The following is a 24,958-nucleotide window of genomic DNA, read 5'->3' as shown; positions in this document are numbered from 1 at the left end:
GTGCCACCTCCTTTTCGTCCATGGTCACCATCGGCGTGGACGAGGCGGGGCGTGGGCCTTTGGCGGGGCCGGTGGTGGCGGCGGCGGTGGTGCTGTGCAAGCCGCGACCTTCGGGGCTGGATGACTCCAAGAAGCTGAGCGCGGCGCGTCGGGCGGAACTGGAAGAGAAGATCAAGCGGCGCTGCCGCTGGGCGGTGGGCGTGGTCGAGCCCGAGGAGATCGACCGGCTCAACATCTTCGGCGCGACGATGCTGGCAATGACGCTTGCCGTGCAGGCGCTGTGCGAACAGATCACGCACGACGAGGCCGTGGGCGAGGTGCTGGTAGACGGCAACCTGACACCGCACGGGCGACGACCGGAGTGGTGCTGGCCCGCGCGACCGATCGTTGGCGGGGACGCGCTGGAGCCCTGCATCTCGGCGGCCTCGATCATCGCCAAGGAGCACCGCGACCGGATCATGCGCGAGGCGGCGCTGGCGCATCCGCATTATGGCTGGGAGCGCAATGCCGGGTATGGCACGCCCGAGCATCTGGCGGCCCTGCGCGAGCATGGACCGACCCCGCTGCACCGTCGCAGTTTCGCTCCGGTGGCGCAGTTGCAGTTGCTCTGACGAAAAAATTTGCCGGTGAGTCCGTACAGGCACACCACTAGATGTTGAGTCCGGGTGGCATCACGAGACTCAACATGTCGAAATAGACTCGTTTCGTTCTCATCCCGCACCCCACGCGACTCGCCGTATTCCGGCGAGTCGCGGCTTGACGGCGAGTCCGTGATGACTCAAACGGTGCCCTTATCCACAAGGGGTCAGGGACTAGATATGGCAGTTGCAGTCAAGGAACGGGCGAAGGCTCTGCGCGCGGCACCGGCAAAGGTGCTGAAGGCGGATGTTGCGCTGCCGGTGAACCAGATCCTGCGTGGTGACTGCATTTCGGAAATGCGCAAGCTGCCCGATGCCTCGATCGACATGATCTTTGCCGATCCGCCCTACAACCTGCAACTTGGCGGCGATCTAGCGCGCCCCGATGGCAGTCATGTTGATGCAGTGACCAACGACTGGGACAAGTTCTCCAGCTTTGCCGTCTATGACCAGTTCACCCGCGAGTGGCTGACCGAGGCCCGCCGGTTGCTCAAGCCCGATGGCTCGATCTGGGTGATCGGCAGCTACCACAACATTTTCCGCGTCGGCACGATCCTGCAGGATCTGGGGTTCTGGATCCTCAACGACATCATCTGGCGTAAGGCCAACCCGATGCCCAACTTCAAGGGCACGCGCTTCACCAACGCGCACGAGACGCTGATCTGGGCGTCGAAGAGCGAGAAGTCGAAATACACATTCAACTATCGCGCGATGAAGACGCTGAACGACGAGCTGCAGATGCGTTCGGACTGGGTGCTGCCGATCTGCTCCGGCCCCGAACGCCTCCGCCGCAACGGCACCAAGGCGCACCCCACGCAGAAGCCCGAGGCGCTACTCTATCGCGTGATGCTGGCGACGACGAACAAGGGCGACGTGGTGCTCGATCCATTCTTCGGCACCGGCACGACAGGTGCTGTGGCCAAGCGCCTCGGCCGTGACTGGATCGGCTGCGAGCGCGAGGACGACTACATTGAGGTCGCTCTGGAGCGCATCGAGCTGGCACTGCCGCTGGACGAGTCCTCGCTGGTGACGATGCAGTCGAAGCGCTCTGCTCCCAAGGTCGCCTTCGGGGCGCTGGTGGAGAGCGGTTATCTGGCTCCCGGCACGCGTCTGACGGCGAAGAAGGGTCGTTTCACCGCGACCGTCCGCGCCGATGGTTCGCTGCAGGCCGATGCCGAGATCGGTTCGATCCACGGCCTTGGCGCCAAGCTGCAGGGCGCGCCTTCGTGCAATGGCTGGACGTTCTGGCATGTGGAGCATGAAGGCGAGGTCAAGCCCATCGATGCGCTCCGGCAGTTGTATCTGCTGGCGGTGGAAGACTGACAGCTTGAATAACCTGCGTGCCCCCGCGTAGGCGGGGGCCTTGGTGTTCTGGCGGAGCCTGTCGTGCAAGACCGCACGAGGTCCCCGCCTTCGCGGGGACGCAGTTATGAAGGTTTACATTCGGCCTATTGCCCTCGCTGACAGTCCGCAGTCGGAGGAGGGTGAGGCGATCCGGCTCGGCGGAGGGCTGGTCTATGCAAGTCGCTTTGCGCTGATCGTGCGCGATGGCGGGAAGGTCGTTTCACGGCACCGCTTCGGGACGGCTGATGTTCAGACGAGCATTGCAGGTTTGCCCGATGCTCTGGCGACTGAAGCAACAGACCAATGGGAAAATCTGAAGCGCACACATGCGCCCATCGCATGTGGCCAGCGGATGTTGCGGCTCGATCAGCCGCAGATCATGGGCATCCTCAATGTCACGCCCGACAGCTTTTCCGATGGCGGCAAGTTTCTCGACAAGCCCGATGCGGCGCTTGAGCATGCCCATGCCATGCTCTCGGCAGGGGCTGGCCTGATCGACGTCGGCGGGGAATCCACCCGTCCAGGCGCGGCGGCGGTGTGGGAAGGGGACGAGGTCAAGCGCGTCGTCCCGGTGATCGAGCAACTGGCTGCGGCAGGCGCGGCGATTTCGATCGACAGCCGTAGATCGAGCGTGATCGAAGCTGCGCTCGCGGCGGGAGCGCATATCGTCAACGACGTTTCGGCTATGAGGCACGATCCGAGAACGGCGGAGATCGTTGCCCGGTCGGGCGCGCCGGTGGTTCTGATGCATGCGCCGGGTGCCGATGGCGATCTCCATGCGGATGGGGACTATGGCGATGTCGTGCTCGACGTATTCGACGCCCTGCGTGAACGGCGCGATGCGGCGATGGCGGCGGGGATTGCGCGTGACAGGATCCTGCTCGATCCGGGCATCGGCTTTGGCAAGTCGCTGGCCGATAACCTCGCGCTGATAAATGCGCTGCCGCTGTTCCATGCGCTGGGCCAACCGATCCTGTTCGGGGCTAGCCGCAAGCGGATGATCGGGGCGCTTTCCAACGAAGCGCTCGCACATCAGCGGATGCCGGGATCGCTCATGCTCGCGCTCAAGGCGATGGACGCCGGGTGCCAGATGGTGCGCGTTCACGATGTGGCCGAGACCGTGCAGGCCTTCCATGTCTGGCGTGGGCTGCGTGATGCGGCGCTGACCGACTTCAGCCAGTTGGCCTAGAGCGAGACGCCACCGTCGGTTACGAGGCAGGTGCCGGTGATGGTGGCGGCGGCCTCGGAAAGGAGAAATCCGATCTGCGCGGCGACCTCATCGGCGCTGGCGAACCGGCCGAGAGGCGTCGCATCTTTCGCCATGGCAGCAAGGGCCTCGGCTCGGCCTCCGTGCTGTTCGACGAGGCCAGCAAACCACTCGGCGCGGTCCCATATTCCCGTGTCGACGCCGCCCGGAGCAATCGCGTTGACGCGTACGCCGTACTTCGCGGCCTCCGCTGCGGCGACCTTGGCAAGCTGGATGGTTGCCGCTTTCGACGCGGAATAGGCTGCCGTACCTGCAGCCGCCTTGATGCCTGAGACCGAGGCGGTCAACACGACCGAGCCGCTTGACGCCTTCTTCATGGCTCGCAGGGCCGTGCGCAACGACAGGAACATGCCGTCAAGGTTGACCGCCATGGTCTTGCGCCAGCTGGCGATGTCGAGATCGGTGATGTCGCCGTTGGTGGCGATCCCTGCATTCAGGACGGCATAATCGAGGCGGGTAAGCTCGCGCTCCAGCAGTTTCCACAAAGCGGGGTCCGATACGTCGCCGCCAAGCGGGCGGATCTTGCAGGACAGGCCGAGCTGGTCGAGCGCAGGACGGTCAAGATCTACCAGCACCAGTTCCTGGATACCGTGCGCATCGAGCCAGCGCGCCGTTGCAGCGCCGATGCCCGAGGCAGCGCCGGTGACAAGTGCGGTGCGTCCTGCAAATTCTGAATGGGATTGCATGGCGCAAGGCTAGCGCCAATCAGGCGGCGTTGTCGATGCCCAGTTCCGAAAGCTTGCGGTAAAGGGTGGAGCGCCCGATGCCGAGCCTGCGCGCGACTTCCGTCATGCGCCCGCGATAGTGGCCGATGGCGAGGCGGATCACGTCGGCTTCGATGTCTTCCAACGGGCGAAGGTTGCCGTCGGGTGCAAAAAGCGTGATGCCTGCTCCGTCGGTAACGGCAGGAGCGCGCCTGCTGCTTTCGCCGATCATGTTCGAAAGGCTCGGGAAGTCCTGTGCGGTCAGAGCCTCGCCATCGCAAAACACCGCTGCGCGGAACAGCGTGGCCTGCAATTGGCGAACGTTGCCCGGCCAGTCGTAGGCTGAGAGGAGTGCGAGGGCGCCATCCGTGATGCCCAGTGGCCTGAGGCCCGGCTGTTCGCCGATGCGCGTGAGGAAATGGCGGGCCAGCGCCGGTATGTCTGCCGAACGTTCGCGTAGCGACGGGAGCGTAACCTGGGTCTGTGACAGCAGCGTGTGAAGTTCGGCGCGGAAATCTCCAGTCTCCACCAGATCGCGCAGGCCGCTGTTGGCGCAGGCAATTATTCGAACGTCGACACGGAAGGAATGACGCGCGCCGATGGGCTGGACGTCGCTGCGTTCGAGGAAACGGACGAGCCGGTCCTGCACGTTGTCGGGCAGCCGGTCGACCTCGTCGATGACGAGCGTGCCGCCATCGGCGTGCTGCAGAAGGCCGACGTGGCGCTCGAAGGCTCCGGCGAACGCGCCCTTTTCATGGCCGAACAGGGCAGACTCGAGTTGGTTGGCAGGCATGCCGCCGATATTGATCGTGCGCAGCGCCGTACGGCTGCGCGGGCTCGCCGCGTGCATGGCGCGAACGAGCATTTCCTTGCCAGTGCCGCTCTCGCCTTCGATCAGCACGTGCCCATGGGTGCGCGCGGCCTTCGCCGCCACGGCCAGCGCGGCACGGAAGGCGGGCGCGGCGCCGATCATCGAATCGAAGTCGAGCGGAGCGCCGAACTTCTCGGTCAGCGGCTGCAACTCGCTCGCGTCTGTTTCACGCGAGGTGGCGCTGCGCAGGGCCTGCAACAGGCGTTCTGGCGCAACGGGCTTGATCAGATAGTCGGTTGCGCCTGCACGCATGGCTTCAACCGCCAGCAGCGGCGAGGCGCTGGTGGTGAGCATCAGGATCGGAAGCGCAGGGCGGCGGGCCTTGAGTTCGGCGATGAGGGCGCAGGCGTCGTCACCCGGAACCCACTGGTCGAGAATGATCGCGCCGAGTTGCATCCCCTGGCGCGTGCCGAGCGTGGCGATCGCGCTTTCCGAGTCGCGGGCGATGATCGTGCGCCAACCCTCCCGCGATGCCAGGGCCGAAATCAGGCGGCACTGGGCAGGTTCGTCGTCGATCAGCATGAGAAGGCGCTGTTCGGGCTCGTGCATGACCTAGTACTTTGACTCCCCCGCATTTGCGTCAGGAGCAAAGCAGTAGCCCGATTGGGTAAAGAGGCGATTAAGCGCGATGGTACGCTCCGCACTTGAGCAGCGGGCTGCCCATCGCTAGAGCATGCGCGTCGCGCCACCGTGGCGCATGGATTTGGGGAAGAAAATGGCTCCTGCAAATGACATCAAGGCCGCCAAGGCGACCTACAGCGGTTTCGTGAATCTGGTGAAGTGGGCCACGCCTGCAATCTGCGCGCTGGTCTTCGTGATCATCCTGGTGATCCAGTAAAAGCGCCGTGGCGGGGGCAATGAAGATCGCCGTCCTTCGGGAACGGGCGACAGGGGAGACCAGGGTTTCGGCATCGCCGGAGACCGTGAAGAAGTTCATTGCTCTGGGCGCGAAGGTCGCCGTGGAGAGCGGAGCGGGCATTACGGCCTCGATCTCCGACGACGAGTACCGCGCGGCAGGTGCCGAAGTTGCGGACAATGTGGTGCAGGGCGCGGACATCGTGCTCGGCGTGCAGGGTCCGGAACCGGAATTGCTGGCGGGCGCTAACGCTGGTGCGTGGATCGTTGCGGGCCTCGACCCGTTCGGGAAGCGCGCGCGCGTCGATGCCTATGCTGCCGCGGGTTATGAAGCCCTCGCCATGGAATTCATGCCGCGCATCACGCGTGCGCAGTCCATGGATATTCTGTCCTCGCAGTCCAACCTTGCCGGCTACAAGGCTGTGCTGGTCGCTGCGAACCTCTATGGCCGGGCCTTCCCGATGATGATGACGGCGGCAGGCACGGTCTCTGCTGCCAAGGCTTTCGTCATGGGCGTGGGCGTTGCCGGGCTTCAGGCCATCGCCACCGCCCGCCGCCTCGGCGCGCAGGTTTCGGCGACGGACGTGCGTTCGGCCACCAAGGAGCAGATCCAGTCGCTCGGCGCCAAGCCGATCTTCGTGGAGAACGTGGCCGGCATCGAAGGCGAGGGCGCCGGTGGCTATGCCACGGAGATGAGCGAGGAATACCAGAAGGCGCAAGCCGAACTGGTCAGCGCGCATATCGCCAAGCAGGACATCGTCATCACCACCGCGCTGATCCCGGGCCGCGCCGCGCCGCGCCTGATCTCCGACGCGCAGATCGCCACGATGAAGCCCGGTTCGGTCATTTTCGACCTTGCCGTGGCGCAGGGCGGCAACGTCGAAGGTTCGGTGCCCGATCAGGTGGTCGAGAAGCACGGCGTGAAGATCGTCGGCTATTCGAACACGCCCGCGCACCTGCCGGCCGATGCCTCGGCGCTGTTCAGCCGCAACCTGTACAATTTCCTCTCGGCCTTCTGGGACAAGGAGCAGGGCAAGCCCGTGCTCGACGAGGAAATCGGCAACGCCATCCGCCTGACGCAGGGCGGCAAGGTGGTCAACGAACGTCTGCTCGGCTGAGGGGGCCTGACATGGACTTCATATCGATCCTGAGCATTTTCGTGCTCGCCTGCTTTGTCGGGTACTACGTCGTCTGGTCGGTCACGCCGGCCCTGCATACGCCGCTTATGGCGGTGACCAATGCGATTTCGTCGGTCATCGTGGTTGGCGCGCTGGTCGCATCGGCTGCTGCGGGTAGCCCGTCTGCCAAGTGGCTGGGGCTGGGCGCGGTGGTGCTGGCTTCGGTCAACATCTTCGGCGGGTTCGCCGTGACGGCGCGCATGCTCGCGATGTACAAGAAGAAGGAGAAGAAGTGATGGAACACGTCGCTGTCTCTCCCTGGGTGGCGCTGGCCTATCTGGTCTCGGGCGTCCTGTTCATCCTCGCGCTGCGAGGGCTTTCCAGCCCCGCGACGAGCCGTGCGGGCAATCGCTATGGCATGATCGGCATGACCATCGCGGTCGCCACCACGCTGCTCACCCACTCGATCGCCAGCCTTCCCGAGATCATCGTGGCGCTGGCCATTGGTGGCGGCATCGGCTTCGTCATCGCGCGCAAGATCGCGATGACCGACATGCCGCAGCTGGTCGCCGCGTTCCACTCGCTGGTCGGCCTTGCCGCGGTGCTGGTGGGCCTTGCGGCCTACCTGAACCCGGACGCCTTCGGGATCATGCTGCCTGATGGTCAGATCAACCCGGTCAGCCGCATCGAGCTTGGCCTCGGCATCGCCATCGGTGCGATCACGTTCTCGGGCTCGGTCATCGCGTTCCTCAAGCTTGCGGGCAAGATGAGCGGATCGCCGATTCTGCTGCCGGGGCGCCATGTTCTGAATCTCGGCACGCTGATCGCAATCATCGGGCTGGTGGCATATTTCACGCAGGACCAGTCGGCCTGGGTGATCGCCACGATCACGGTGCTCTCGTTCATCATCGGCTTCCTGCTGATCATCCCGATCGGCGGCGCGGACATGCCGGTGGTCGTCTCGATGCTCAACTCGTATTCGGGCTGGGCCGCGGCGGCGATGGGCTTCACGCTGCACAACACCGCCATGATCGTGACCGGCGCGCTGGTCGGTTCCTCGGGTGCGATCCTCTCGTACATCATGTGCAAGGCGATGAATCGCGGCTTCCTTGCCGTGATCGCAGGCGGCTTCGGTGCAGAAGCCTCTGCCGGTGGCGGTGCTGCGAAGGAACAGCGTCCGTGGAAGCGCGGCTCGGCTGAAGACGCAGCCTACATGATGAAGGAAGCCGAGAACGTCATCATCATCCCGGGCTATGGCATGGCCGTGTCCCAGGCGCAGCACGCGCTGCGCGAGATGGGCGACGTGCTCAAGAAGGCAGGCGTCAACGTCAAGTACGCCATCCACCCGGTCGCCGGCCGCATGCCCGGGCACATGAACGTGCTGCTGGCCGAAGCCAACGTGCCTTACGATGAAGTGTTCGAGCTGGAAGACATCAACAGCGAGTTCGCGCAGGCTGACGTGGCCTTCATCATCGGCGCGAACGACGTGGTCAACCCTGCAGCAAAGACGGACAAGTCCTCGCCGATCTACGGGATGCCCGTGTTCGATGTGGACAAGGCCAAGACGATCTTCTTCGTCAAGCGCTCGATGGGCGGCGTGGGCTATGCAGGCGTCGACAACGACGTGTTCTACATGGACCAGACGATGATGCTTCTGGCCGATGCCAAGAAGATGGTCGAGGACATCGTCAAGGCGCTGGCACACTGATGCGCAACGCCATCACCGTCATAGCGATTGCCTTGACGGTGGCGGCCTGCGCACCTTCGAAACTGGCTTATGGAAAGGTCCGCTCGGCTCTGGTCGATGCGGGCCTTTCCGATTCCAACGCTTCGTGCATGGCGGAGCGGATGACCGACCGGTTGAGCATTGGTCAGTTGAGGCGGCTGCAGTCGCTGCAGGGGCCGAAGCGCGGGCTTGCCGACTATGTTGCGACAGTGAAACGTCTCGGTGATGCCGAACTGCTCGGCGTAGCTACAAGCGCTGCAGCGCTCTGTGCAAGCGGTCTGGCGCCAGAGAAGAAGCGTTAGCGGTCTGGACCTCCCGCGCGGCCTTTCGTAAGGCCGGTGCAAGCAGGGGCCTGTCATCCAAGCCCGGGGAGTTATCGTTTTGCGCAAGATCGGCCTTATCGGCGGCATGAGCTGGGTTTCGACCCGCACCTACTACGAAGACATCAACCAGCTGGTTCAGGCGCGCACCACCAAGGTGGCAAGCGCGCCGCTGCTGATCGAAAGCCTCGACTTTACCCACCTTATCCGCCTTTCCACGCCCGAGCAGTGGGCCCACGCGGCAGACGTGCTTGCCGACAGTGCCCGCAGGCTCGAGCAGGCGGGGGCCACGGCGCTGCTGATCGGCGCCAATTCGATGCACAAGGTCTATGACAAGGTGGCCGAGGCGGTTTCGGTGCCGGTGATCCACATCGCTGACGCTGTGGGCGCAAAGATGAAGGATGCTGGCGTCACCAACGCCACGCTGCTGGGCACGCGCAACGTGGTGATGGAGAGCTTCTATCGCAAGCGCCTGATCGCTCATGGCGTGAGCCTGCTTCCCCCGGTGGTCGAAGAAGTCGAGGCGATGGACGCGATCATCTATGACGAGCTGATGCAGGGTAAAGCTTCGCGCGCGGCGGAGCGTACGTTCAAGACCATGCTGACCAACATGGGCCAGCGGGGCGCGCAGGCCGCGGTGCTGGCCTGCACCGAGCTCGACATGGTGATCGACGTCGATGCCAACGTCCTGCCGATCTTCGATGGCACCCGCATCCACGCGCAGGCGGCGGTCGACTGGATCCTCGGTTGAACGCAGCGTGATCGAGCGCCGCGCATCTTACGCCAGCGATCCTGCGCGCACGCGTGGGCGCGAGTTCGGGCTGGACGACAAGGCCTCTCGCGGGCCGCGCAGCGCGTTCCAGCGGGACCGCGACCGGATCATCCATTCGATTGCGTTCCGCCGCCTTCGCCACAAGACGCAGGTGTTCATCGCGCCTGATGGTGACCATTACCGGGTGCGGCTGACGCATAGCCTTGAAGTGGCCCAGATCGGCCGGGTGATCGCCCGCGCGCTGGGGCTGGACGAAGACCTGACCGAGGCGCTGTGCCTTGCGCACGATATCGGTCATCCGCCGTTCGGTCATGCCGGAGAGGATGCTCTGGAGGAGGCGATGGCCGGGGCAGGTGGCTTTGACCACAACGCCAATACCTTGCGCGTGCTGATGCGGCTCGAAAGCCCATATTGCGGGCACGAGGGCCTGAATCTCTCGTGGGAGACGCTGGAGGGTCTGGCCAAGCACAACGGGCCGATCATCAAGCCGACCTGGGCGCTCGAAGAGCTGGACGCCGCGTTTCCGCTTGATCTGAAGTCCTTTGCCTCGCTCGAGGCACAGGTTGCGGCGATCTCGGACGATATAGCCTACGACAATCATGATATCGACGATGGGTTGAGGGCTGGGTTTCTCTGCCTCGACCAGTTGCTCGAACTGCCCTCGCTGGCAGAGCAGTGGCGCGTGATCGAGCGTCGGTTTCCCGATGCACCGCAGGACCGTCTGTTGCGCGAACTGGTGCGCGGGCAGATCGGGCGCATGGTCAACGACGTGATTGCCAAGGCACAGGCCAACATTGCGGAAACGGGCGTCGTAAGTGTCGAGGACGTGCGCGCGGCGGGGCGTCCGCTGGCGACCTTCTCACCTGCGATGAGTGAGGAAGAGCGGGCGCTGAAGCAATTCATGTATGACCGGCTCTATCTGCACGAGGAGCAGTGCCAGACCGCAGATCGCGCGCGCGGGGTGATTGCGGCGCTGTTCAAGGCCTATGCCGAGGACCCCGCACAAATGCCTGACAGCTGGCGGGCTTCGCTGCCTGAAACGGAACCTTCGCGGACGCGGCACATCGCCGATTTCATCTCGGGCATGACCGACCGTTATGCGATCGACAGTTATGCCAGGCTGTTCGGCCAGGCACCGGAGGGATTGCGCAATGTCTGAGCAGACCCGCGTAGTGCTCGTGGGAGCGACGGGATTGATCGGTCGTGCGGTGATGGCCGAGGCTGTCGGGCACTCCGACATCCATCTCGTCGCTGTTGCGCGTCGCGAAGTCCCTTTGCCGCCGGGCGCGCGCATGGAGATGCTGCTGTCCGATACCGACCATTGGCCTGATGCCATAGCCGCCGGACGCCCACATGCCGTGGTCATTGCGCTTGGCACCACGATCAAGGCCGTGGGAGGCGACCGCCAGGCCTTTCGTGCCGTGGACCATGACCTCGTGCTCGACTGCGCGGCGGCGGCCAAGGCGGCAGGCGCACGACAATTGATCGTCGTGTCTTCGATTGGCGCACAGTTCTCGTCGAAGAACTTCTATCTTTCGGTCAAGGGCGAGGTCGAGGACAAGCTGGCCAAGCTGCATTTCGAGCGGCTCGACATCATCCGGCCGGGGCTGCTGCGCGGCAAGCGTGATGGTACGCCAAGACTAGCGGAAAAGATCGGGATGATGCTCAGCCCGCTGATCGATCTTTTGATGCAGGGCGCGTTGCGCAAATATCGCTCCGCCAAGGCCAGTGACGTGGCGAAAGTGATCCTGAAGCTGGCCGGTACGAAGCAGCATGGGCGGTTGGTGTACCAACACGACGAGATGCGGCGCATCCTGCGCCGGGGATAAGCTTGTCTCAGTCCGGTTGACTTCACGCTGCACTGCAGCGATGAGGAAGCGTCGCTGATCGCGCGGGAGAGTTCTCTCGATTCGTTCAGGATCGAGAGACGCCGAAGGAGCAACCGCCCCGGAATCTCTCAGGCAAATGGACCGCGTTGGTCGACAGCGACACTCTGGAAAGAGTCACTTCCCGGAAAGGGAAGGGCCGCCGAAGGGGTAACCCCAACCAAACCCGTCTGGAGAGGCGGGCGGGGGAAAGCTCTCAGGTTTCCGTGACAGAGGGGGCGCCGCATGGCGTCTGAACTGCACGGGAATGATATTTGTGAGCGACACATACAATAACTCGGGCGAAATTCACGGAAGTGAAGAAGCGGACAGCGAACCTGCTGGCCCGCTGACCCTGCCGCTCGACCAGTGGCACCGTGCGCGCGGTGGCCGAATGGTCGATTTCGCGCGTTACTGGATGCCGGTCCAGTTCGAAGGGATCATCGCCGAACACCTCTGGATCCGCGAAAGCGCCGGTTTCTTCGACGTTTCGCACATGGGCCAGCTTTACGTTTCGGGCGATGGCGCTGAGGCGGCGCTTGAAGCCGTGCTGCCTATCGACCTTTCGACCCTGCCCGTGGGCGGCGTGCGCTACTCGCTGCTGCTGAACGCAGAGGGCGGCATACTCGATGACCTGATGGTCACGCGCTGGGGCACAGGCTTCTACCTCGTCGTCAATGGCGCGACCAAGTGGGACGATATCGCCCACTTGCGCGAGCATCTCCCTGACGCCGTAACGCTCACCCACCTTGATGACAGCGCCCTGTTTGCCCTGCAGGGTCCGAAGGCGTTCGAAGCACTTGAGCCGCTGGTGACCGGTGAATATTCGCTTGCGGCACTGACCTTCATGCGCGGCGGTCAATTCAAGTTGGGCGGCGTCGATGCCTGGATCAGCCGCTCGGGCTATACTGGCGAAGATGGCTTCGAGATCGCGGTTCCGGCGGAAAACGCGGTCGAACTGGCCGACTTGATTTGCGGACAGCCGCAAGTGAAGCCCATCGGCCTTGGCGCGCGCGACAGCCTGCGGCTTGAGGCCGGGCTGCCGCTTTACGGTCACGACATGACCGAGACGGTCGATCCGGTCAGCGCCGACCTGCTTTTCGGCATCAACAGGCGGCGCCGCAACAAAGGCGGCTTTATCGGCGCGGACAAGGTCCTGCCGCTGATCGCCAGTGGCGCGCCCACGCGCCGCGTCGGCCTCGCCATCGAAGGCCGCATGGCTGCGCGCGAAGGGGCCAAGGTACTGTCGGGCGATGCCGAAGTCGGCTTCGTCACTTCGGGCGGTTTCTCGCCCAGCCTCGAGCGGCCCATCGCCATGGCCTATGTGCTGGTCGATCTCGCTACTCCCGGAACCCCGCTTTCCATCGACGTTCGCGGACGCAAGCTCGCAGCCAGCGTCGTGCCCATGCCTTTCGTCCCCCATCGCTACCATCGCAAAGGAGCCGCCTGATGACCCGCTATTTCACCAAGGACCACGAATGGATCGCGGTCGAGGGCGATGAGGCGACGGTCGGGATCACCGACTATGCCCAGAGCCAGTTGGGCGACATCACCTTCGTCGAGTTGCCGGGCGAAGGCAGCGAAGTCGGCAAGGGCGACAGCGCCTCGGTGGTCGACAGCGTCAAGGCTGCGTCGGACGTCTATGCGCCGGTTTCGGGCAAAGTCACGGTCGCCAATGGCGCGCTGGAAGATCAGCCTGAACTGGTGAATTCCGACCCCGAGGGTGAGGGCTGGCTCTGGAAGATGACCCTATCCGATGCCGCCGAACTCGATGGCCTGATGGATGAGGCCTCGTACCAGGCCTACGTCGCGGAGCTCTGATCCTATGCGCTATCTTCCCCTGACCGACGCTGACCGGAGCGCGATGCTCTCGGTCATCGGCGCAGGCTCGATCGACGAACTGTTCGCCGACGTGCCCGCCGAAGCCCGCCTGTCCGCCCCCATTGCGGGCCTGCCGTACCACGCCAGCGAGATGGCTGTAGAGCGCCACATGGCGCGGCTTTCGGCGAACAACACCACCGCCGGATCGGTGCCGTTCTTCCTCGGCGCGGGCGCCTATCGCCATCATGTGCCGGCGACGGTCGATCACATGATCCAGCGCGGCGAGTTCCTGACGGCTTACACGCCCTATCAGCCGGAAATCGCACAAGGCACGCTGCAGGTCCTGTTCGAATTCCAGACGCAGGTTGCCCGCCTGTTCGGCACCGACGTGGCCAACGCCTCGCTCTATGACGGCTCGACCGCGTGCTGGGAAGCCATTGCCATGGCGGGCCGCATCACCAAGCGGGGCAAGGCCGTGCTCTCGGGCGGCGTGCATCCGCACTATGTCGAAACCGCGCGGACGATGGCGAAGTTCACCGGTGATGTGCTCGACACCAGCGCTCCGGTTCTGGAAGCCACGCCAGATGACGATGCGCTGATCACGAAGATCGATGCTGATACGTCGTGCGTCGTCGTGCAGTACCCCGACATCCTCGGACGCATTCCCGATCTGGCGAAGATTGCCGCCGCTGCTCAAGGCGCGGGCGCGCTTCTGATCGCGGTGGTGACCGAACCGGTGGCGCTCGGCGTGTTGCAAAGCCCCGGCAGCCTTGGCGCTGACATCGTCGTGGGCGAGGGCCAGTCGCTCGGCGTCGGTCTCCAGTTCGGCGGACCCTACCTTGGCCTGTTCGGTTGCCGCGAGAAGTATCTGCGCCAGATCCCCGGCCGTCTGTGCGGTGAAACGGTGGACGCCGATGGCAAGCGCGGCTTCGTGCTGACGCTCTCCACCCGCGAACAGCACATCCGCCGCGAGAAGGCGACGAGCAACATCTGCACCAACTCGGGCCTCTGCGCTCTGGCGTTCTCGATCCATATGACGCTGCTTGGCGGATCGGGACTGTCGGACATGGCAAAGCTCAGCCATCTGGCTACGCGAAAGGCCGCTGCAGCTCTGGCGCAGGTTCCCGGCGTCGAAGTGGTGAACACCCACTACTTCAACGAGTTCGCGATCACCGTGCCCAAGGACGCGCGGCAGGTCGTGCGCGATCTGGCTGACCGTCAGGTGCTGGGCGGCGTCTCGCTCGGGCGGCTCTATCCGCAGGAAGCGACCCTTGCGAAGGGCATGGTCGTCGCCGCCACCGAATGCACGACGGATGAGGACATCGCAGCGCTGCTCTCGGCGCTCAAGGAGGTGCTGGCATGAACGCGATCAATCCCACTGGATGGCGTCCTTCGATGGGCGAGAATGCTCCTGAAAGCGGCATCCGCACGTTCACCGGGAACCGCGCGCTGCAGCTCGAGGAAGCGCTGCTGTTCGAGCTGGGCGATGCCGATCGTTCGGGCGTCGATTTCCCGGATACCGACGGCATCGACCTTTCGGCGCTTGGCCCCTTGGCTCGCGCAGAACGGCCGAACCTGCCGGGCCTGTCCGAACCGGAAACGGTGCGCCATTACACCCGCCTTTCACGCCAGAACTACGCGATCGACCTCGGCCTGTTTCCGCTGGGTTCCTGCACGATGAAGCACAACCCGCGGCTCGACGAGAAGGTCGCGCGGATGCCCGGTTTCGCCGACGTCCATCCGCTTCAGCCGGTCCAGACAGTTCAGGGTGCGCTGGGCGTGATCAACGAACTCGCGCACTGGCTGATCGAACTCACCGGCATGCACGGCGTGGCGATGACCCCCAAGGCGGGTGCCCACGGCGAGCTCTGCGGCCTGCTCTGCATTCGCGCTGCGCTGGAAGCCAAGGGTGATCCCCGCGATGTGATCCTTGTCCCCGAAAGCGCCCACGGCACCAATCCGGCTACGGCAGCATTCGCCGGGTTCAAGGTCGAGAACATCCCCGCCACGCCTGAAGGCCGTGTCGATACCGCTGCGTTGATCGCGCGGCTCGGACCCGATGTAGCGGGCGTGATGATCACCAACCCCAACACCTGCGGCCTGTTCGAGCGTGATCTCAAGATCATCGCCGATGCAATCCATGGCGTGGGCGGTTATGTCTATTGCGATGGCGCGAACTTCAACGCGATTGTCGGCCGGGTGCGCCCGGGCGATCTTGGCGTCGACGCGATGCACATCAACCTGCACAAGACCTTCTCGACACCGCACGGCGGTGGTGGTCCGGGTTCGGGGCCGGTGGTGCTGTCCGAAGCGCTTTCGCCGTTCGGCCCGCTGCCTTTTACGGCGCGACAGGCCGATGGTTCGATCAAGCTGATCGAGGAAGAGCAGGCGCACGAAGAGCACCCGCAGGCCTTCGGCCGGATGTGTGCTTTCCACGGCCAGATGGGCATGTACACCCGCGCACTCGCCTATATCCTGAGCCACGGCGCGGATGGCTTGCGCCAGGTTTCGGGCGATGCCGTGCTCAACGCCAACTACATCCTGCGCAGCCTAGACGACGTGCTCGATGCACCGTTCGGGGCTTCGGGGCCCTGCATGCACGAGGCGCTGTTCTCGGATGATGGCTTTGCCGAGGGCTTCTCCACCAATGACCTCGCCAAGGGGCTGATCGACGAGGGCTATCACCCGATGACGGTCTATTTCCCGCTGGTTGTCCACGGCGCGATGCTGGTCGAGCCGACCGAGACCGAGAGCAAGGCCGGGATTGACCAGTTCGTCGGCGCGATGCGCTCATTGGCAGAACGGGCAAGGGCAGGGGACGAGATGCTCAAATCCGCCCCGCACCTCGCTCCGCGCCGTCGCCTCGACGAGACGCTGGCCGCGCGCAAGCCAAAGCTGGTCTGGAAGGAAAATTGATGTGAAAAGGGCCGCCCCGGTCTCCCGGAGCGGCCCTTTGAACTTTAACGGCACAAGCGATCAGTTGATCGCTTCTTCCGTGGTGTTCGCTGCCGACTTGAGGTCATCGCCCGCACCGCGCACGGTGTTGCAGGCAGTTGCACCCATCAGAAGGCCACCCATCATGGTGGCGAATACGATCTTGCGAAGCATGGCTTTCACCTTTCGAACTGGCCTTTGACGCGGCCTTGCGCGTCATGGACTGGACGAGAGCTAAACGCCGGTCGCCCGAGGCGGTTCCATCACGCGTTCGTAGGTGCGGGGATTGGCGTGCGTGAGCGGACATGCTCGCGCCAGGCGATCAGCAGACTGGCCCCGATAATAATCGGCGCGCCGAGCCATGTGGAGGTTGGCGGCAGGTGGTTGAATATCAGCCATCCCCAGAACGTGGCCCAGGCCAGCTGGATATAATCGACGACCATCACGCTCGCCACGGAGCCATAGCGCAGAGATGCCGTCATTGCGATTTGCGCGAAGAGGCCGGTCAGGCCGATGCCGGCCAGCATCAGCCATCCTGTCGCATCGTGATCGAAGTCGTTGCCGATCAGGCCAAGGGCGAGAACCGGTGCACTCAGCGCAGAGAAGTAGAAGACCACCGTCAGCGGTTCCTCGGTCCGGCCAAGGTCCCGCACCTGGACCGTCACCAGCGCCACCATCATCGCCGCGCCAATGCCGACCGCGACACCGAACGGCGGGAGGTTCGACGTGTCCGGCCCTGCGATTATCAGCACGCCCACGAGCCCCATCAGCACCGCGCCCCAGCGCCAAGGCCCAACCTTCTCCTTCAACATCAAGGCAGAAAGGATCACCGCGAACATTGGCGTGGTGAACCCGAGCACGGTCGCCTCCGCAAGAGGCAGCAAGCGAACAACGCCAAGTGTCAGGAACATGCCCGTCCCGCCAATGAGCGCACGGCGAGCGTGAACCCAGGGCCTTCTCGTTGCCAGACGATGCAACTGGCCTCGTGAGACGAGCCACCCGAAGATGGCGATGGCCGGCAAGGCCTGCCGCCAGAACAGCGTCTCGGGGAGCGGTATGCCGCGTTCTCCCGTCAGCTTCACCAGTAGCAGCATGACCGAGAACAGGACTGTCGCCAGCAGTCGCAGCGCAAGCGCGAACATCGGGCGATCGCGGGATGGCTGGCGCAGAGCGTTGGGTGACGACATGGCAGGGGCCATAGGCCAAAGGGCCTTGCGATCAACCCCTTCGTTCGCCATCTCGCCCGTGATGGAAGACTGGTTTGATCATATCTGGCAATTTCACGCGAGCGCCGGGGCCATTGCGCTGGCTGTTGCGCTCTCGTCCGTCTGGGCAGAGCGTCGCCGGATGAGGCGGATCAATCTGGACGCGGTCGGCTTCATGCCCTGGACGGGGATCTACCTCGTCGCGTTCGTTGCTGCCTGCGTCTTTCTGGGTCTGGCCGCGAGAGAGTGGTTCGCGGCCTGATCCAGCATCAGAGGCAGGCTTCCAGGTAGGCCTGGTCGAAGCCGAACTGGCGCGCTTTTTCGAGCGTATAGGGACGCAGGCCCGATGGGCGGAACTCGCCGATGATCTTGCCTTCTTCGGTCTCGTCCAGATACTCGAACTTGAACAGTTCCTGTGTCACGATCACGTCGCCTTCCATCCCGATCACCTCGGTGATGTTGGTCGTGCGGCGCGAACCGTCGCGCAGGCGCTTGACCTGCACGATGATGTCGACCGATTCCGCGATCTGGCGGCTGATTGCTTCCTTCGGTATCTTGATGTCGCCCATCAGGATCATGTTTTCCATACGGCCAAGGCATTCACGCGGGCTGTTGGCGTGAAGCGTGCACATCGAGCCGTCGTGGCCGGTGTTCATCGCCGCGAGAAGGTCGAAGCACTCCGCGCCACGAATTTCGCCAAGGATGATGCGGTCAGGACGCATACGCAGAGCGTTCTTCACAAGGTCGCCGATGGTGATCGCACCCTGACCTTCAAGGTTCGGCGGACGCGTTTCCAGCGGCAGCCAGTGCGGCTGTTGCAGGCGAAGTTCGGCAGCGTCTTCGATCGTCAGCACGCGCTCGCCCGGATCGATCATCTTCGACAGGGCGTTTAGCATGGTCGTCTTGCCCGAACCGGTACCGCCCGAGATGACGATGTTCATACGGCAGGCGCCGGCGATCTTGAGCGCGGTGCACATCTTGTCCGACATCGAACCGAAATCGCGCAGCATGTCGAGCGTGATCGGCTTTTCGGAGAACTTACGAATCGAGATCGCGGTGCCGCGCAACGAAAGCGGCGGCACGATCACGTTGACGCGGCTGCCGTCCTTGAGGCGGGCGTCGGCCAGCGGCGTGGTCTGGTCAACACGGCGGCCGACCTGGTTGACGATGCGCTGGGCAATCTGGAACAGGTGGCTTTCGTCGCGGAAGCGGATCGGGGCGAGCTGGAGCTTGCCCTTCTTTTCGATGTAGGTCTGCTCCGGGCCGTTGACCATGATGTCCGACACATCCGGGTCGTTTAGCAACTCTTCCAGCGGCCCGAAGCCGAGCAGTTCGTCGATCAGCACCTTTTCCAGCGCAAACTGCTCGCGCCGGTTCAGCGTGACCTTCAATTCGGCCAGCACTTCCAGGATGATCGGACGGAACTCTTCCGAAAGCTCGTCCTTGGTCAGCGTTGCCGCTGCCTCGGGATCGACGCGTTCGAGCAGACGCGGCAGCACCTGTTCCTTGATCTTGTGGACCGAAGCTTCGAAGCCCTCTGCCTGATAGTTGCCTTCGTTCACGCCGTTGGCACGGTCGGCCAGACGGGTGAGGGCGTCAGCCTTCAGGGATGCGGCATTAACCGGAGCATCGACCGGATCGAGCGGCGGAAGCGGCGGGAACTGGTCCCCGCCCATCGGCATCGGCATGGGCACGGCAGCGGGCGCCGTCGGCACGGGCGCGGCCGCCTCGCCGCTGCGCATGGGCCGGGCCACACCGAACGAGGGACGCCCCCCGCCGCTGCTGCCTGCAATACCGTTCTTTCGCCCGAAAGCGCTCATTCGCCGTATCCCGTCAGCTTCCGGATCACGATGCAACCGGTCTGGTCAGCAATCCGTCTTCAGAGATGGTGAATAGCCCTGAAACTTTGAGGATTTCCTAATGCCGAAAGACTTCAGGGCTTTCGGGCAACAATGATGTACCCGTCGCCGAGATCGGTACGCAGAAACAGCTTCTGCACCAGGCATGCCAGCGACATGGCCGCACGGCCAATCAGCGATCGCTGGATCCCGAATAGCCTGACATGTGTCGAGCGGTCTGTTCCGCTTGCCGCAGTCGCCCCGGCGGTGTCATTTGCGCCACCGGCAAAATCCTGCCCTTTCACGCTCAGATTGCCGAGCCAGTGGGTCAGATTGGACAGCGGGAAGCCGTAGCATTCGACCCGTTCGATCCGCAGTCCGGCCTGCTCGACCAGATCGGTGAAATCCTTGCGATCATACCGGCGGAAATGTCCCGCCCAGGCGTCGCGCGGGCTCCACATCTTGCGATGCCCGGGAACCGACAGGATCGCAGCGGCGCCTGGCTTGAGCCAGCTCACCCAATGGGAAAGCGCCGAGGCATCGTCTTCGATGTGTTCGAGCACGTCGAACGACATCAGCAGGTCGAACTGCCTGTCCCAGGTGCTCGCCGCGTTGGCGCGCACGGAAACACTGTCGTTTCCTGCCGTCATTTCGGACGCGATGGCCAGCGCCTGGACGGAAGTTTCAATCCCGGTGCAATCGTGGCCTCGTCGTACCATGTCGCAAAGCAGCGAACCTGCGCCACAGCCGACTTCCACCAGTTTGCCGGGGCGCAGCCGCGCCGCCAGCGCAAGAATGCGGTCGCGTCGCAGGACAAAGCGCGGCGCAGGCACCCAACGCCCCGGCAGGTACGCTCCATATTGCCTGTCGAAGTCTGCCGTGACTGGCGAAGCGGTCAGGGTGGCTTGAACGGTCATAGCGTCTCCGTTGCGCTGATAAGATGCTGACGGACGAGGGCGACATCGGCAAGCGGCAAGTCTTCAAGTGCCGCAGAAATGCGTCGATGACCATCATCAGAACGCAGGGCTTCGGCCAGCGCTTCTATTCCTTCGGCAAGGTCATCCGCGTCGCCGGGACGGACGAGCCGGACGGCGTCGCCCGGTTCCACGATCTCACGGATCGCCGGACTGTCCATGGTGACGAGCGGCCGACCGACCGCGAGGATCTGAAAGACCTTGTTGGGTATGACCCGCGCAGCCTTGCCGCCGCTGGCAAATACGCCAAGGCAGATGTCTGACGAGGCGATCAGGGCGGGGAGCCTCGCGTAATCGACCCACTGGATGCGTTCGACATTGGCCAGGTTCAGCGCGCTCAGCTTCGCGTCGATGCGAGCCGCCTCCTGCCCCGTCCCTACGATGGTGAAGTGCAGATCACGCGTCTTGCTGGAGCTTTCCAGTTTCGCGATGGCGGCGATGATCGTGTCCAATCCGTGCAGTGGAATGAACTGGCCATAGAACAGGACGTGTACCGGCCCGGCAGTCCGGGGTGGCCCGGCCCTCTGAAATGTTTCGTCTTCCACCCCGACCCAGACGGAGCGGACCTTGTGCCGTGCAAGGCCGAAGATTTCCGCGACATGCCTTGCGTGCTCCGACGTATCGAGCAGGACAATGTCGGCAGCGCGCGTGGCAAGCCATTCGACCGCATGGATCATTCTGGCGATGGGACCGCGCCGGGACACCATGGCCCGATCCACGACGATCGTGTCATAAGCAGAGATGAACATGTCCCAGCAGATGCGGCTTCCGCGCAGCTTGGCGAAAGGCCAGAGGATCAGGACATCCAGCAGGCCGGGGTAGGGCACCAGCACCACTTCATGCTTGGGCGCACGCAGATAGCTTGCGATCAGGGCCGGATAGGCAACCAGAAGTGTCAGCAGGATCGAGAGCCAGCGCGAAGCTCCGCCAATCTGGCTCTTGTCCTCGATGCCTTCCCACACCTTGCGATGACAGACGGTAAGTCCAGGTTGCAGCTCGGCCAGAGCGGCGAGCAGCATGCGCACCCGTGGCTTGCCGGTGTCGAAGGTTCCCCAGACGAGAAAGCGCTCTGTTTGTTCGCTCACGACCTTGCGCCACGCCTGCCAGAAATTGCCATGTTGGCAAGGGCATAGAGCCCGCTCGAAGCGAGGGCGACGAGCCGGTCAATGCCTACCGCCAGAAATGCTGCCGCCGGCGCCACGGCTACGGTGCTGGCAACGCCTGCAGCCAGCAGCTCGCTGATGCCGAGACCTGCTGGAGCAATCGAAGCAGCCGACCCCGCAACGTTCGCAAGGGCAAAGGGAAGTGCATCGGCCATCGGCAGCGCCTGTCCGAGGGCCAGAAACGCAAGATGCAGTCTGGCGCCGACGAAGATCATGCCGGCGACGCGGTGGCCGAGCGTCAGCAGTGCGTTTCTCCATCCGGCGCGGGCAACCAGCCAGCCAGTCGCAAGACCGCTTCCACAAAATCCGATGACCGAAAGTGGAAGGGCGGCCGGATGCCCGTGACCGTACAGCGCAAGCCCGCAGCCCAGGCAAGCGATCGCGATCCACAGGACTGCCGAGAGCACAACGAGGATCGAACTCGTCTTCAGCCCTGCACCCGATGCAACAAGCGCGCCGGTGCGTACGATCGCGCCGCCGGGCAGTGGCAGTGCCTCGGCAAGGTTGGCGTATGTCGACAGGGTCACCGCGCGCGGAAGCGTCATTGCTGTCCCGACCGAACGGGACATCAGGAAGAGACCGACGCCACTGTAGAGGAGCGTGATCGGGCCGGTGGCCATGAGCAACGCCAGTGGGATCAGTCGCAAGTTGTCCGGCGTGACATCGAGTTGCCGGAACGAATACCATCCACCAAACACGAAGAGCAGCGCGGCAGCCACGAGCAACGGGCCGTAGAAGGCACGCATTCCCGCCTGGGCGCGAGCCCGCAGGCGCGTGATGCGGTCAACCGCATTGCCTGATGTGATGGCCGTGTTCATCGGATCAGAATGACGTAAAGTAGGGTTCGGTGGGTGCAGGCTGTGCAGGCTGGTGCAACGCACGGCCCCAGGACAGCGTTGTCGAGGCAGCGGTTGCATGGACCGTGTGCTTCCCGCGCGCGAGGTCGAGAATCTGTCCGCTGCGGTACTCGGTGCCATCCACCACCACGCTGCCACCGGCGCTTACGGTATAGGGGCCCGGAACCCGAACCGTGATGGTGCCGGGCTGCTCCGACTTCGCGATGTCAAACCCCGCGATCCAGTACGGCCCCCAGAAGTGGCGATAGGTCTGCCGCAGCATCGCAAGATCGGCGGGCAGGAAATCCGCAACCGGGCCGTCAGTTTCGAATGCATCGGCGAACATCTTGTCGTCGTTCACCACCAGCGGCACGACGCGCTCGCGCTGGATCTGTTCGAGGCTTGGCAGTTCGCCACGCAGGTAGCGCTCCGTGCCCCACGGGGTCATGAAGCCGTTCGCCTTGGAGAATTGCCCCAGCATGGCGCAGCTGTCGAAGTAGCTGACGGGCTTGCCGAAGATCTGGTTCGCGGCCGCAACGAGCTGGCGCTGCTTGTCGAGCGTGCCGAATTCTTCGCGAGCCATAGTCATTGCCGCACCTGCAACGAGGCAAATGGCCAGAAACAGTGTGCCGTAGCGACGCGTCACCAGCGGAATGATCGCGCTGGCCGATGCAGCCACAGGGGCAAGCATGAACACGTGATAGTAAGGTGCGGTGTTATGATAAAATCCGAGCGTGGTGAGGGGGAACCAGAGCCCGGCAAGCGCGATCCTTTCAGCTGCTGGACGGTCCCGGCGCAGCAATGCGAAAGGAACGGCCAGCACCAGCAACGTCGTTGCCGGCGCCAGGACCGCGCCCTTGAGATTGTGCCGCCAATAAGGGTGGCTGGTCAGGCTGAACATTTTCTCCGCCGAGGCACCGACTATGTCCTTCGCCCCGCGGCCACTCGCTTCGACAATCCCCTGGGCATGGATCGAATAGGCGATCGCGAAAGTCAGTCCGGCCGCAACGACCATGGCAGCAACCGCCTTGAGGTAGGCACGGTCACGACCGCCTTCGGCCCAGCGCAGCCAGAAAATGCCCGCAAAGGCCGGGGCATAGAGCACGGCCTTGATCGTGATCAGGCCGGCAAATCCCCCCATCACGCCCGCGAGCACGAGCCAGCGCGGGTTCGGCGGACAACAGGTCAGCACCCAGAGGCTGGCCATCAGCAGTGCCGTCGCCTGAGGATCGAACCGGAACGACGTGCCATGCTGCAGCACGTATCCGGCTGCCAGATAGGTCAGGGCGCAAAGCAGCCCGGTGGTCCGATCACTGAACCGGGTCGCTATGGCGCTGATACACGCCAGCGTCGCCAGTTCGCAGCCGAGCATGAACAGGCGGATCAGGATGACATGGTCGACAGCGTTGCCCGACAGGCCAGGCACCCACATGAAGGCGCGGGTAAAGAATGTCTGCAATGGTTGATCGAGTTGGCCCTGCGCCGCCAGAACGGTCAGGCTGTAGTGCCAGAACTCATCCCAGTTCACCGCGCGGTACAGCACCAGCGGGAACTGCAGGGCCAGGACCACAAGCAAGGCACCAAACGCGATGAGTTGCGAGCGGTCGCCGGGCTGCCGGAATGCCCTGGACTCGACGCCAGTTGAGGCAACGGAGGTCATGCCGCTTCCTTGCTGGAGATGTCCTTTTCGTTCCAGCCGGCGCTCGGTGGGGTGCGGTCCTTGAGCGTGGCTATATCCTGTTCAAGCCTGCGGATATGCCCCAATGCTGCCTCGAGGAGTTTGCGGTTTGCCCCGATGAGTTCGGCCAGCACGCCCAAGAGTCCGGTGAGAGTTCCGAGTACGATCAGTGCGCCGCCAAGGACCAGCGATTGCACGTGTCCGGCCCCGTCACCGATGGCCCAGAGGACCAGAAAGCGCAGCACCGGGAGCATGCCGATCAGAGCTATCCCCCCGCCGATCAACGCAAAAGTGCGCAGCGGGTTGTAGGTCGCATAAGCGCGGCCCATCGTCATGAGCTGACGCGCGATGAACTGCGGGATCGACTTGAACAGGCGTGAAGGGCGCTCGGTCGCGTTGGTGCGGATTGGTACGCTGACGATCTTGAACCGCTTGCGGCCTGCCTGGATCAGCATGTCGGTGGTATAGCTGAACTCGGTGGTGATGGTGATGCGCTGTGCGGCGGACCGGCTTATTGCACGGAATCCGCTGACCGCGTCGGTCACTTCGGTACCGGAAAGGTTGCGCACGACCGCACTGCCAAGCCGCTGCAGCAGGCGCTTGAGTGGGCCGAAATGCTCGTTCCGGCCAACGCCCCGGTCGCCGATGACGAGGTCTGCCTCGTTGGCGACGATAGGCGCGACCAGCTTGGCGATGTCCTCGCCTGCGTATTGCCCGTCGGCATCGGTGTTGACGATGATGTCGGCACCGGCGGCCAGCGCGGCATCAAGGCCGCTCTGGTAGGCTGCGGCAAGGCCACGATTGCGGCGATGGCGCACGACGTGGTGCGCGCCGAAGCGGCGGGCGACGTCTGCGGTGCCATCTGTACTGCCGTCGTCGATGATCAGGATTTCGATCTGGTCGATCCCGGGAATGCGTCGGGGCAAGGCGACAAGAGTATCCGGCAGACTGTCAGCCTCATTGAGGCAGGGAATCTGGATGATCAGCTTGGTCATGTGGCCCCGTTTCCGTCCTTGCGCAAAAGGGCCC

26 protein-coding genes and 2 riboswitches are annotated in these 24,958 nt (G+C 63.8%); of the genes, 16 read left to right on the top strand and 10 right to left on the bottom strand.

From position 1 onward, the window contains the following. The first annotated feature begins 20 nt into the window (after positions 1-20). From ACZ1JX_RS06825 to folP, 3 genes are all read left to right on the top strand, one after another. The gene (locus ACZ1JX_RS06825) at positions 21-611 is read left to right on the top strand and encodes a ribonuclease HII (RefSeq protein WP_465125998.1); all 591 of its coding nucleotides are present in this window, start codon (positions 21-23) and stop codon (positions 609-611) included. A 207-nt stretch (positions 612-818) separates the two neighbouring features. Further along, the gene (locus ACZ1JX_RS06820; protein WP_465125997.1) at positions 819-1,961 is read left to right on the top strand and encodes a DNA methyltransferase; all 1,143 of its coding nucleotides are present in this window, start codon (positions 819-821) and stop codon (positions 1,959-1,961) included. Positions 1,962-2,067: 106 nt separating this feature from the next. Next, positions 2,068-3,171: a dihydropteroate synthase gene (folP, locus tag ACZ1JX_RS06815; RefSeq protein WP_465125996.1), complete on the top strand. Its 1,104-nt coding sequence runs from the start codon at positions 2,068-2,070 to the stop codon at positions 3,169-3,171. On the opposite strand, the gene ACZ1JX_RS06810 is transcribed toward folP, so the two are convergent. Both ACZ1JX_RS06810 and ACZ1JX_RS06805 read right to left on the bottom strand, forming a co-directional pair. Further along, positions 3,168-3,935, bottom strand: a complete 768-nt coding sequence (locus ACZ1JX_RS06810; RefSeq protein ID WP_465125995.1) for an SDR family NAD(P)-dependent oxidoreductase — start codon at positions 3,933-3,935, stop codon at positions 3,168-3,170. The two genes, folP and ACZ1JX_RS06810, sit on opposite strands and share 4 nt — an antisense overlap. Before the next feature lie 19 nt (positions 3,936-3,954). Continuing rightward, complete coding sequence (locus tag ACZ1JX_RS06805; protein ID WP_465125994.1) at positions 3,955-5,373, bottom strand: sigma-54-dependent transcriptional regulator; 1,419 nt, start codon at positions 5,371-5,373, stop codon at positions 3,955-3,957. A gap of 166 nt (positions 5,374-5,539) precedes the next feature. On the opposite strand from ACZ1JX_RS06805, the gene ACZ1JX_RS06800 reads away from it, so the two are divergent. From ACZ1JX_RS06800 to gcvPB, 12 genes are all read left to right on the top strand, one after another. Beyond that, on the top strand, positions 5,540-5,662 hold the full coding sequence (locus ACZ1JX_RS06800) for an aa3-type cytochrome c oxidase subunit IV (protein WP_465125993.1): 123 nt from the start codon (positions 5,540-5,542) through the stop codon (positions 5,660-5,662). Positions 5,663-5,681: 19 nt separating this feature from the next. Continuing rightward, positions 5,682-6,797: an NAD(P) transhydrogenase subunit alpha gene (locus ACZ1JX_RS06795; RefSeq protein WP_465125992.1), complete on the top strand. Its 1,116-nt coding sequence runs from the start codon at positions 5,682-5,684 to the stop codon at positions 6,795-6,797. Positions 6,798-6,808: 11 nt separating this feature from the next. Then, the gene (locus ACZ1JX_RS06790) at positions 6,809-7,093 is read left to right on the top strand and encodes an NAD(P) transhydrogenase subunit alpha part 2 (RefSeq protein ID WP_011445494.1); all 285 of its coding nucleotides are present in this window, start codon (positions 6,809-6,811) and stop codon (positions 7,091-7,093) included. Further along, positions 7,093-8,505 carry an NAD(P)(+) transhydrogenase (Re/Si-specific) subunit beta gene (locus ACZ1JX_RS06785; protein ID WP_465125991.1) on the top strand — a complete coding sequence of 471 codons (1,413 nt, stop codon included), beginning with the start codon at positions 7,093-7,095 and terminating at the stop codon, positions 8,503-8,505. The genes ACZ1JX_RS06790 and ACZ1JX_RS06785 overlap by 1 nt, the downstream gene beginning before the upstream one ends. After that, positions 8,505-8,825 (top strand): hypothetical protein, encoded by a 321-nt coding sequence (locus ACZ1JX_RS06780; protein ID WP_465125990.1) that lies wholly within the window; start codon positions 8,505-8,507, stop codon positions 8,823-8,825. Before ACZ1JX_RS06785 ends, ACZ1JX_RS06780 begins: the two co-directional genes overlap by 1 nt. A 79-nt stretch (positions 8,826-8,904) precedes the next feature. Next, positions 8,905-9,594, top strand: coding sequence for an aspartate/glutamate racemase family protein (locus ACZ1JX_RS06775; RefSeq protein WP_465125989.1), 690 nt, complete (start codon positions 8,905-8,907; stop codon positions 9,592-9,594). A 10-nt stretch (positions 9,595-9,604) separates the two neighbouring features. Beyond that, positions 9,605-10,774, top strand: coding sequence for a deoxyguanosinetriphosphate triphosphohydrolase (locus tag ACZ1JX_RS06770; RefSeq protein ID WP_465126373.1), 1,170 nt, complete (start codon positions 9,605-9,607; stop codon positions 10,772-10,774). Further along, positions 10,767-11,444 (top strand): NAD(P)H-binding protein, encoded by a 678-nt coding sequence (locus ACZ1JX_RS06765; protein WP_465125988.1) that lies wholly within the window; start codon positions 10,767-10,769, stop codon positions 11,442-11,444. The genes ACZ1JX_RS06770 and ACZ1JX_RS06765 overlap by 8 nt, the downstream gene beginning before the upstream one ends. Before the next feature lie 53 nt (positions 11,445-11,497). After that, positions 11,498-11,598: riboswitch (glycine riboswitch) on the top strand. Next, positions 11,599-11,724, top strand: a riboswitch (glycine riboswitch). A 33-nt stretch (positions 11,725-11,757) separates the two neighbouring features. After that, on the top strand, positions 11,758-12,930 hold the full coding sequence (gcvT, locus tag ACZ1JX_RS06760; RefSeq protein WP_465125987.1) for a glycine cleavage system aminomethyltransferase GcvT: 1,173 nt from the start codon (positions 11,758-11,760) through the stop codon (positions 12,928-12,930). Further along, positions 12,930-13,301 carry a glycine cleavage system protein GcvH gene (gene gcvH, locus ACZ1JX_RS06755; protein WP_465125986.1) on the top strand — a complete coding sequence of 124 codons (372 nt, stop codon included), beginning with the start codon at positions 12,930-12,932 and terminating at the stop codon, positions 13,299-13,301. Before gcvT ends, gcvH begins: the two co-directional genes overlap by 1 nt. Positions 13,302-13,305: 4 nt before the next feature. Further along, positions 13,306-14,664, top strand: a complete 1,359-nt coding sequence (gene gcvPA, locus ACZ1JX_RS06750) for an aminomethyl-transferring glycine dehydrogenase subunit GcvPA (RefSeq protein WP_465125985.1) — start codon at positions 13,306-13,308, stop codon at positions 14,662-14,664. After that, on the top strand, positions 14,661-16,217 hold the full coding sequence (gcvPB, locus tag ACZ1JX_RS06745) for an aminomethyl-transferring glycine dehydrogenase subunit GcvPB (protein ID WP_465125984.1): 1,557 nt from the start codon (positions 14,661-14,663) through the stop codon (positions 16,215-16,217). Before gcvPA ends, gcvPB begins: the two co-directional genes overlap by 4 nt. A gap of 60 nt (positions 16,218-16,277) precedes the next feature. Here gcvPB and ACZ1JX_RS06740 read toward each other — a convergent pair whose 3' ends face one another. Continuing rightward, positions 16,278-16,409, bottom strand: a complete 132-nt coding sequence (locus ACZ1JX_RS06740; protein ID WP_465125983.1) for a hypothetical protein — start codon at positions 16,407-16,409, stop codon at positions 16,278-16,280. 89 nt (positions 16,410-16,498) lie between these two features. Further along, the gene (locus ACZ1JX_RS06735; RefSeq protein ID WP_465125982.1) at positions 16,499-17,422 is read right to left on the bottom strand and encodes a DMT family transporter; all 924 of its coding nucleotides are present in this window, start codon (positions 17,420-17,422) and stop codon (positions 16,499-16,501) included. 61 nt (positions 17,423-17,483) lie between these two features. Here ACZ1JX_RS06735 and ACZ1JX_RS06730 point away from each other — a divergent pair, with 61 nt between their 5' ends. Continuing rightward, the gene (locus ACZ1JX_RS06730; protein WP_465125981.1) at positions 17,484-17,702 is read left to right on the top strand and encodes a hypothetical protein; all 219 of its coding nucleotides are present in this window, start codon (positions 17,484-17,486) and stop codon (positions 17,700-17,702) included. A gap of 7 nt (positions 17,703-17,709) precedes the next feature. Here ACZ1JX_RS06730 and ACZ1JX_RS06725 read toward each other — a convergent pair whose 3' ends face one another. The 6 genes from ACZ1JX_RS06725 to ACZ1JX_RS06700 all read right to left on the bottom strand — a co-directional run bounded on the left by ACZ1JX_RS06725 (position 17,710) and on the right by ACZ1JX_RS06700 (position 24,924). Beyond that, positions 17,710-19,260, bottom strand: coding sequence for a CpaF family protein (locus tag ACZ1JX_RS06725; RefSeq protein WP_465125980.1), 1,551 nt, complete (start codon positions 19,258-19,260; stop codon positions 17,710-17,712). A 113-nt stretch (positions 19,261-19,373) separates the two neighbouring features. Beyond that, positions 19,374-20,111, bottom strand: a complete 738-nt coding sequence (locus ACZ1JX_RS06720) for a class I SAM-dependent methyltransferase (RefSeq protein WP_465125979.1) — start codon at positions 20,109-20,111, stop codon at positions 19,374-19,376. Between the two features lie 80 nt (positions 20,112-20,191). Further along, positions 20,192-21,337, bottom strand: coding sequence for a glycosyltransferase (locus ACZ1JX_RS06715; protein WP_465125978.1), 1,146 nt, complete (start codon positions 21,335-21,337; stop codon positions 20,192-20,194). Next, positions 21,334-22,233 carry a hypothetical protein gene (locus ACZ1JX_RS06710; protein ID WP_465125977.1) on the bottom strand — a complete coding sequence of 300 codons (900 nt, stop codon included), beginning with the start codon at positions 22,231-22,233 and terminating at the stop codon, positions 21,334-21,336. Before ACZ1JX_RS06710 ends, ACZ1JX_RS06715 begins: the two co-directional genes overlap by 4 nt. Before the next feature lie 4 nt (positions 22,234-22,237). Beyond that, positions 22,238-23,911, bottom strand: a complete 1,674-nt coding sequence (locus ACZ1JX_RS06705) for an ArnT family glycosyltransferase (RefSeq protein ID WP_465125976.1) — start codon at positions 23,909-23,911, stop codon at positions 22,238-22,240. Continuing rightward, positions 23,908-24,924 carry a glycosyltransferase family 2 protein gene (locus ACZ1JX_RS06700; protein WP_465125975.1) on the bottom strand — a complete coding sequence of 339 codons (1,017 nt, stop codon included), beginning with the start codon at positions 24,922-24,924 and terminating at the stop codon, positions 23,908-23,910. Before ACZ1JX_RS06700 ends, ACZ1JX_RS06705 begins: the two co-directional genes overlap by 4 nt. Positions 24,925-24,958 lie beyond the last annotated feature (34 nt).

It is taken from the genome of Novosphingobium sp. BL-A-41-Hi4A-0G (assembly GCF_055521735.1).
This window is presented reverse-complemented; position numbering and strand designations above follow the sequence as displayed.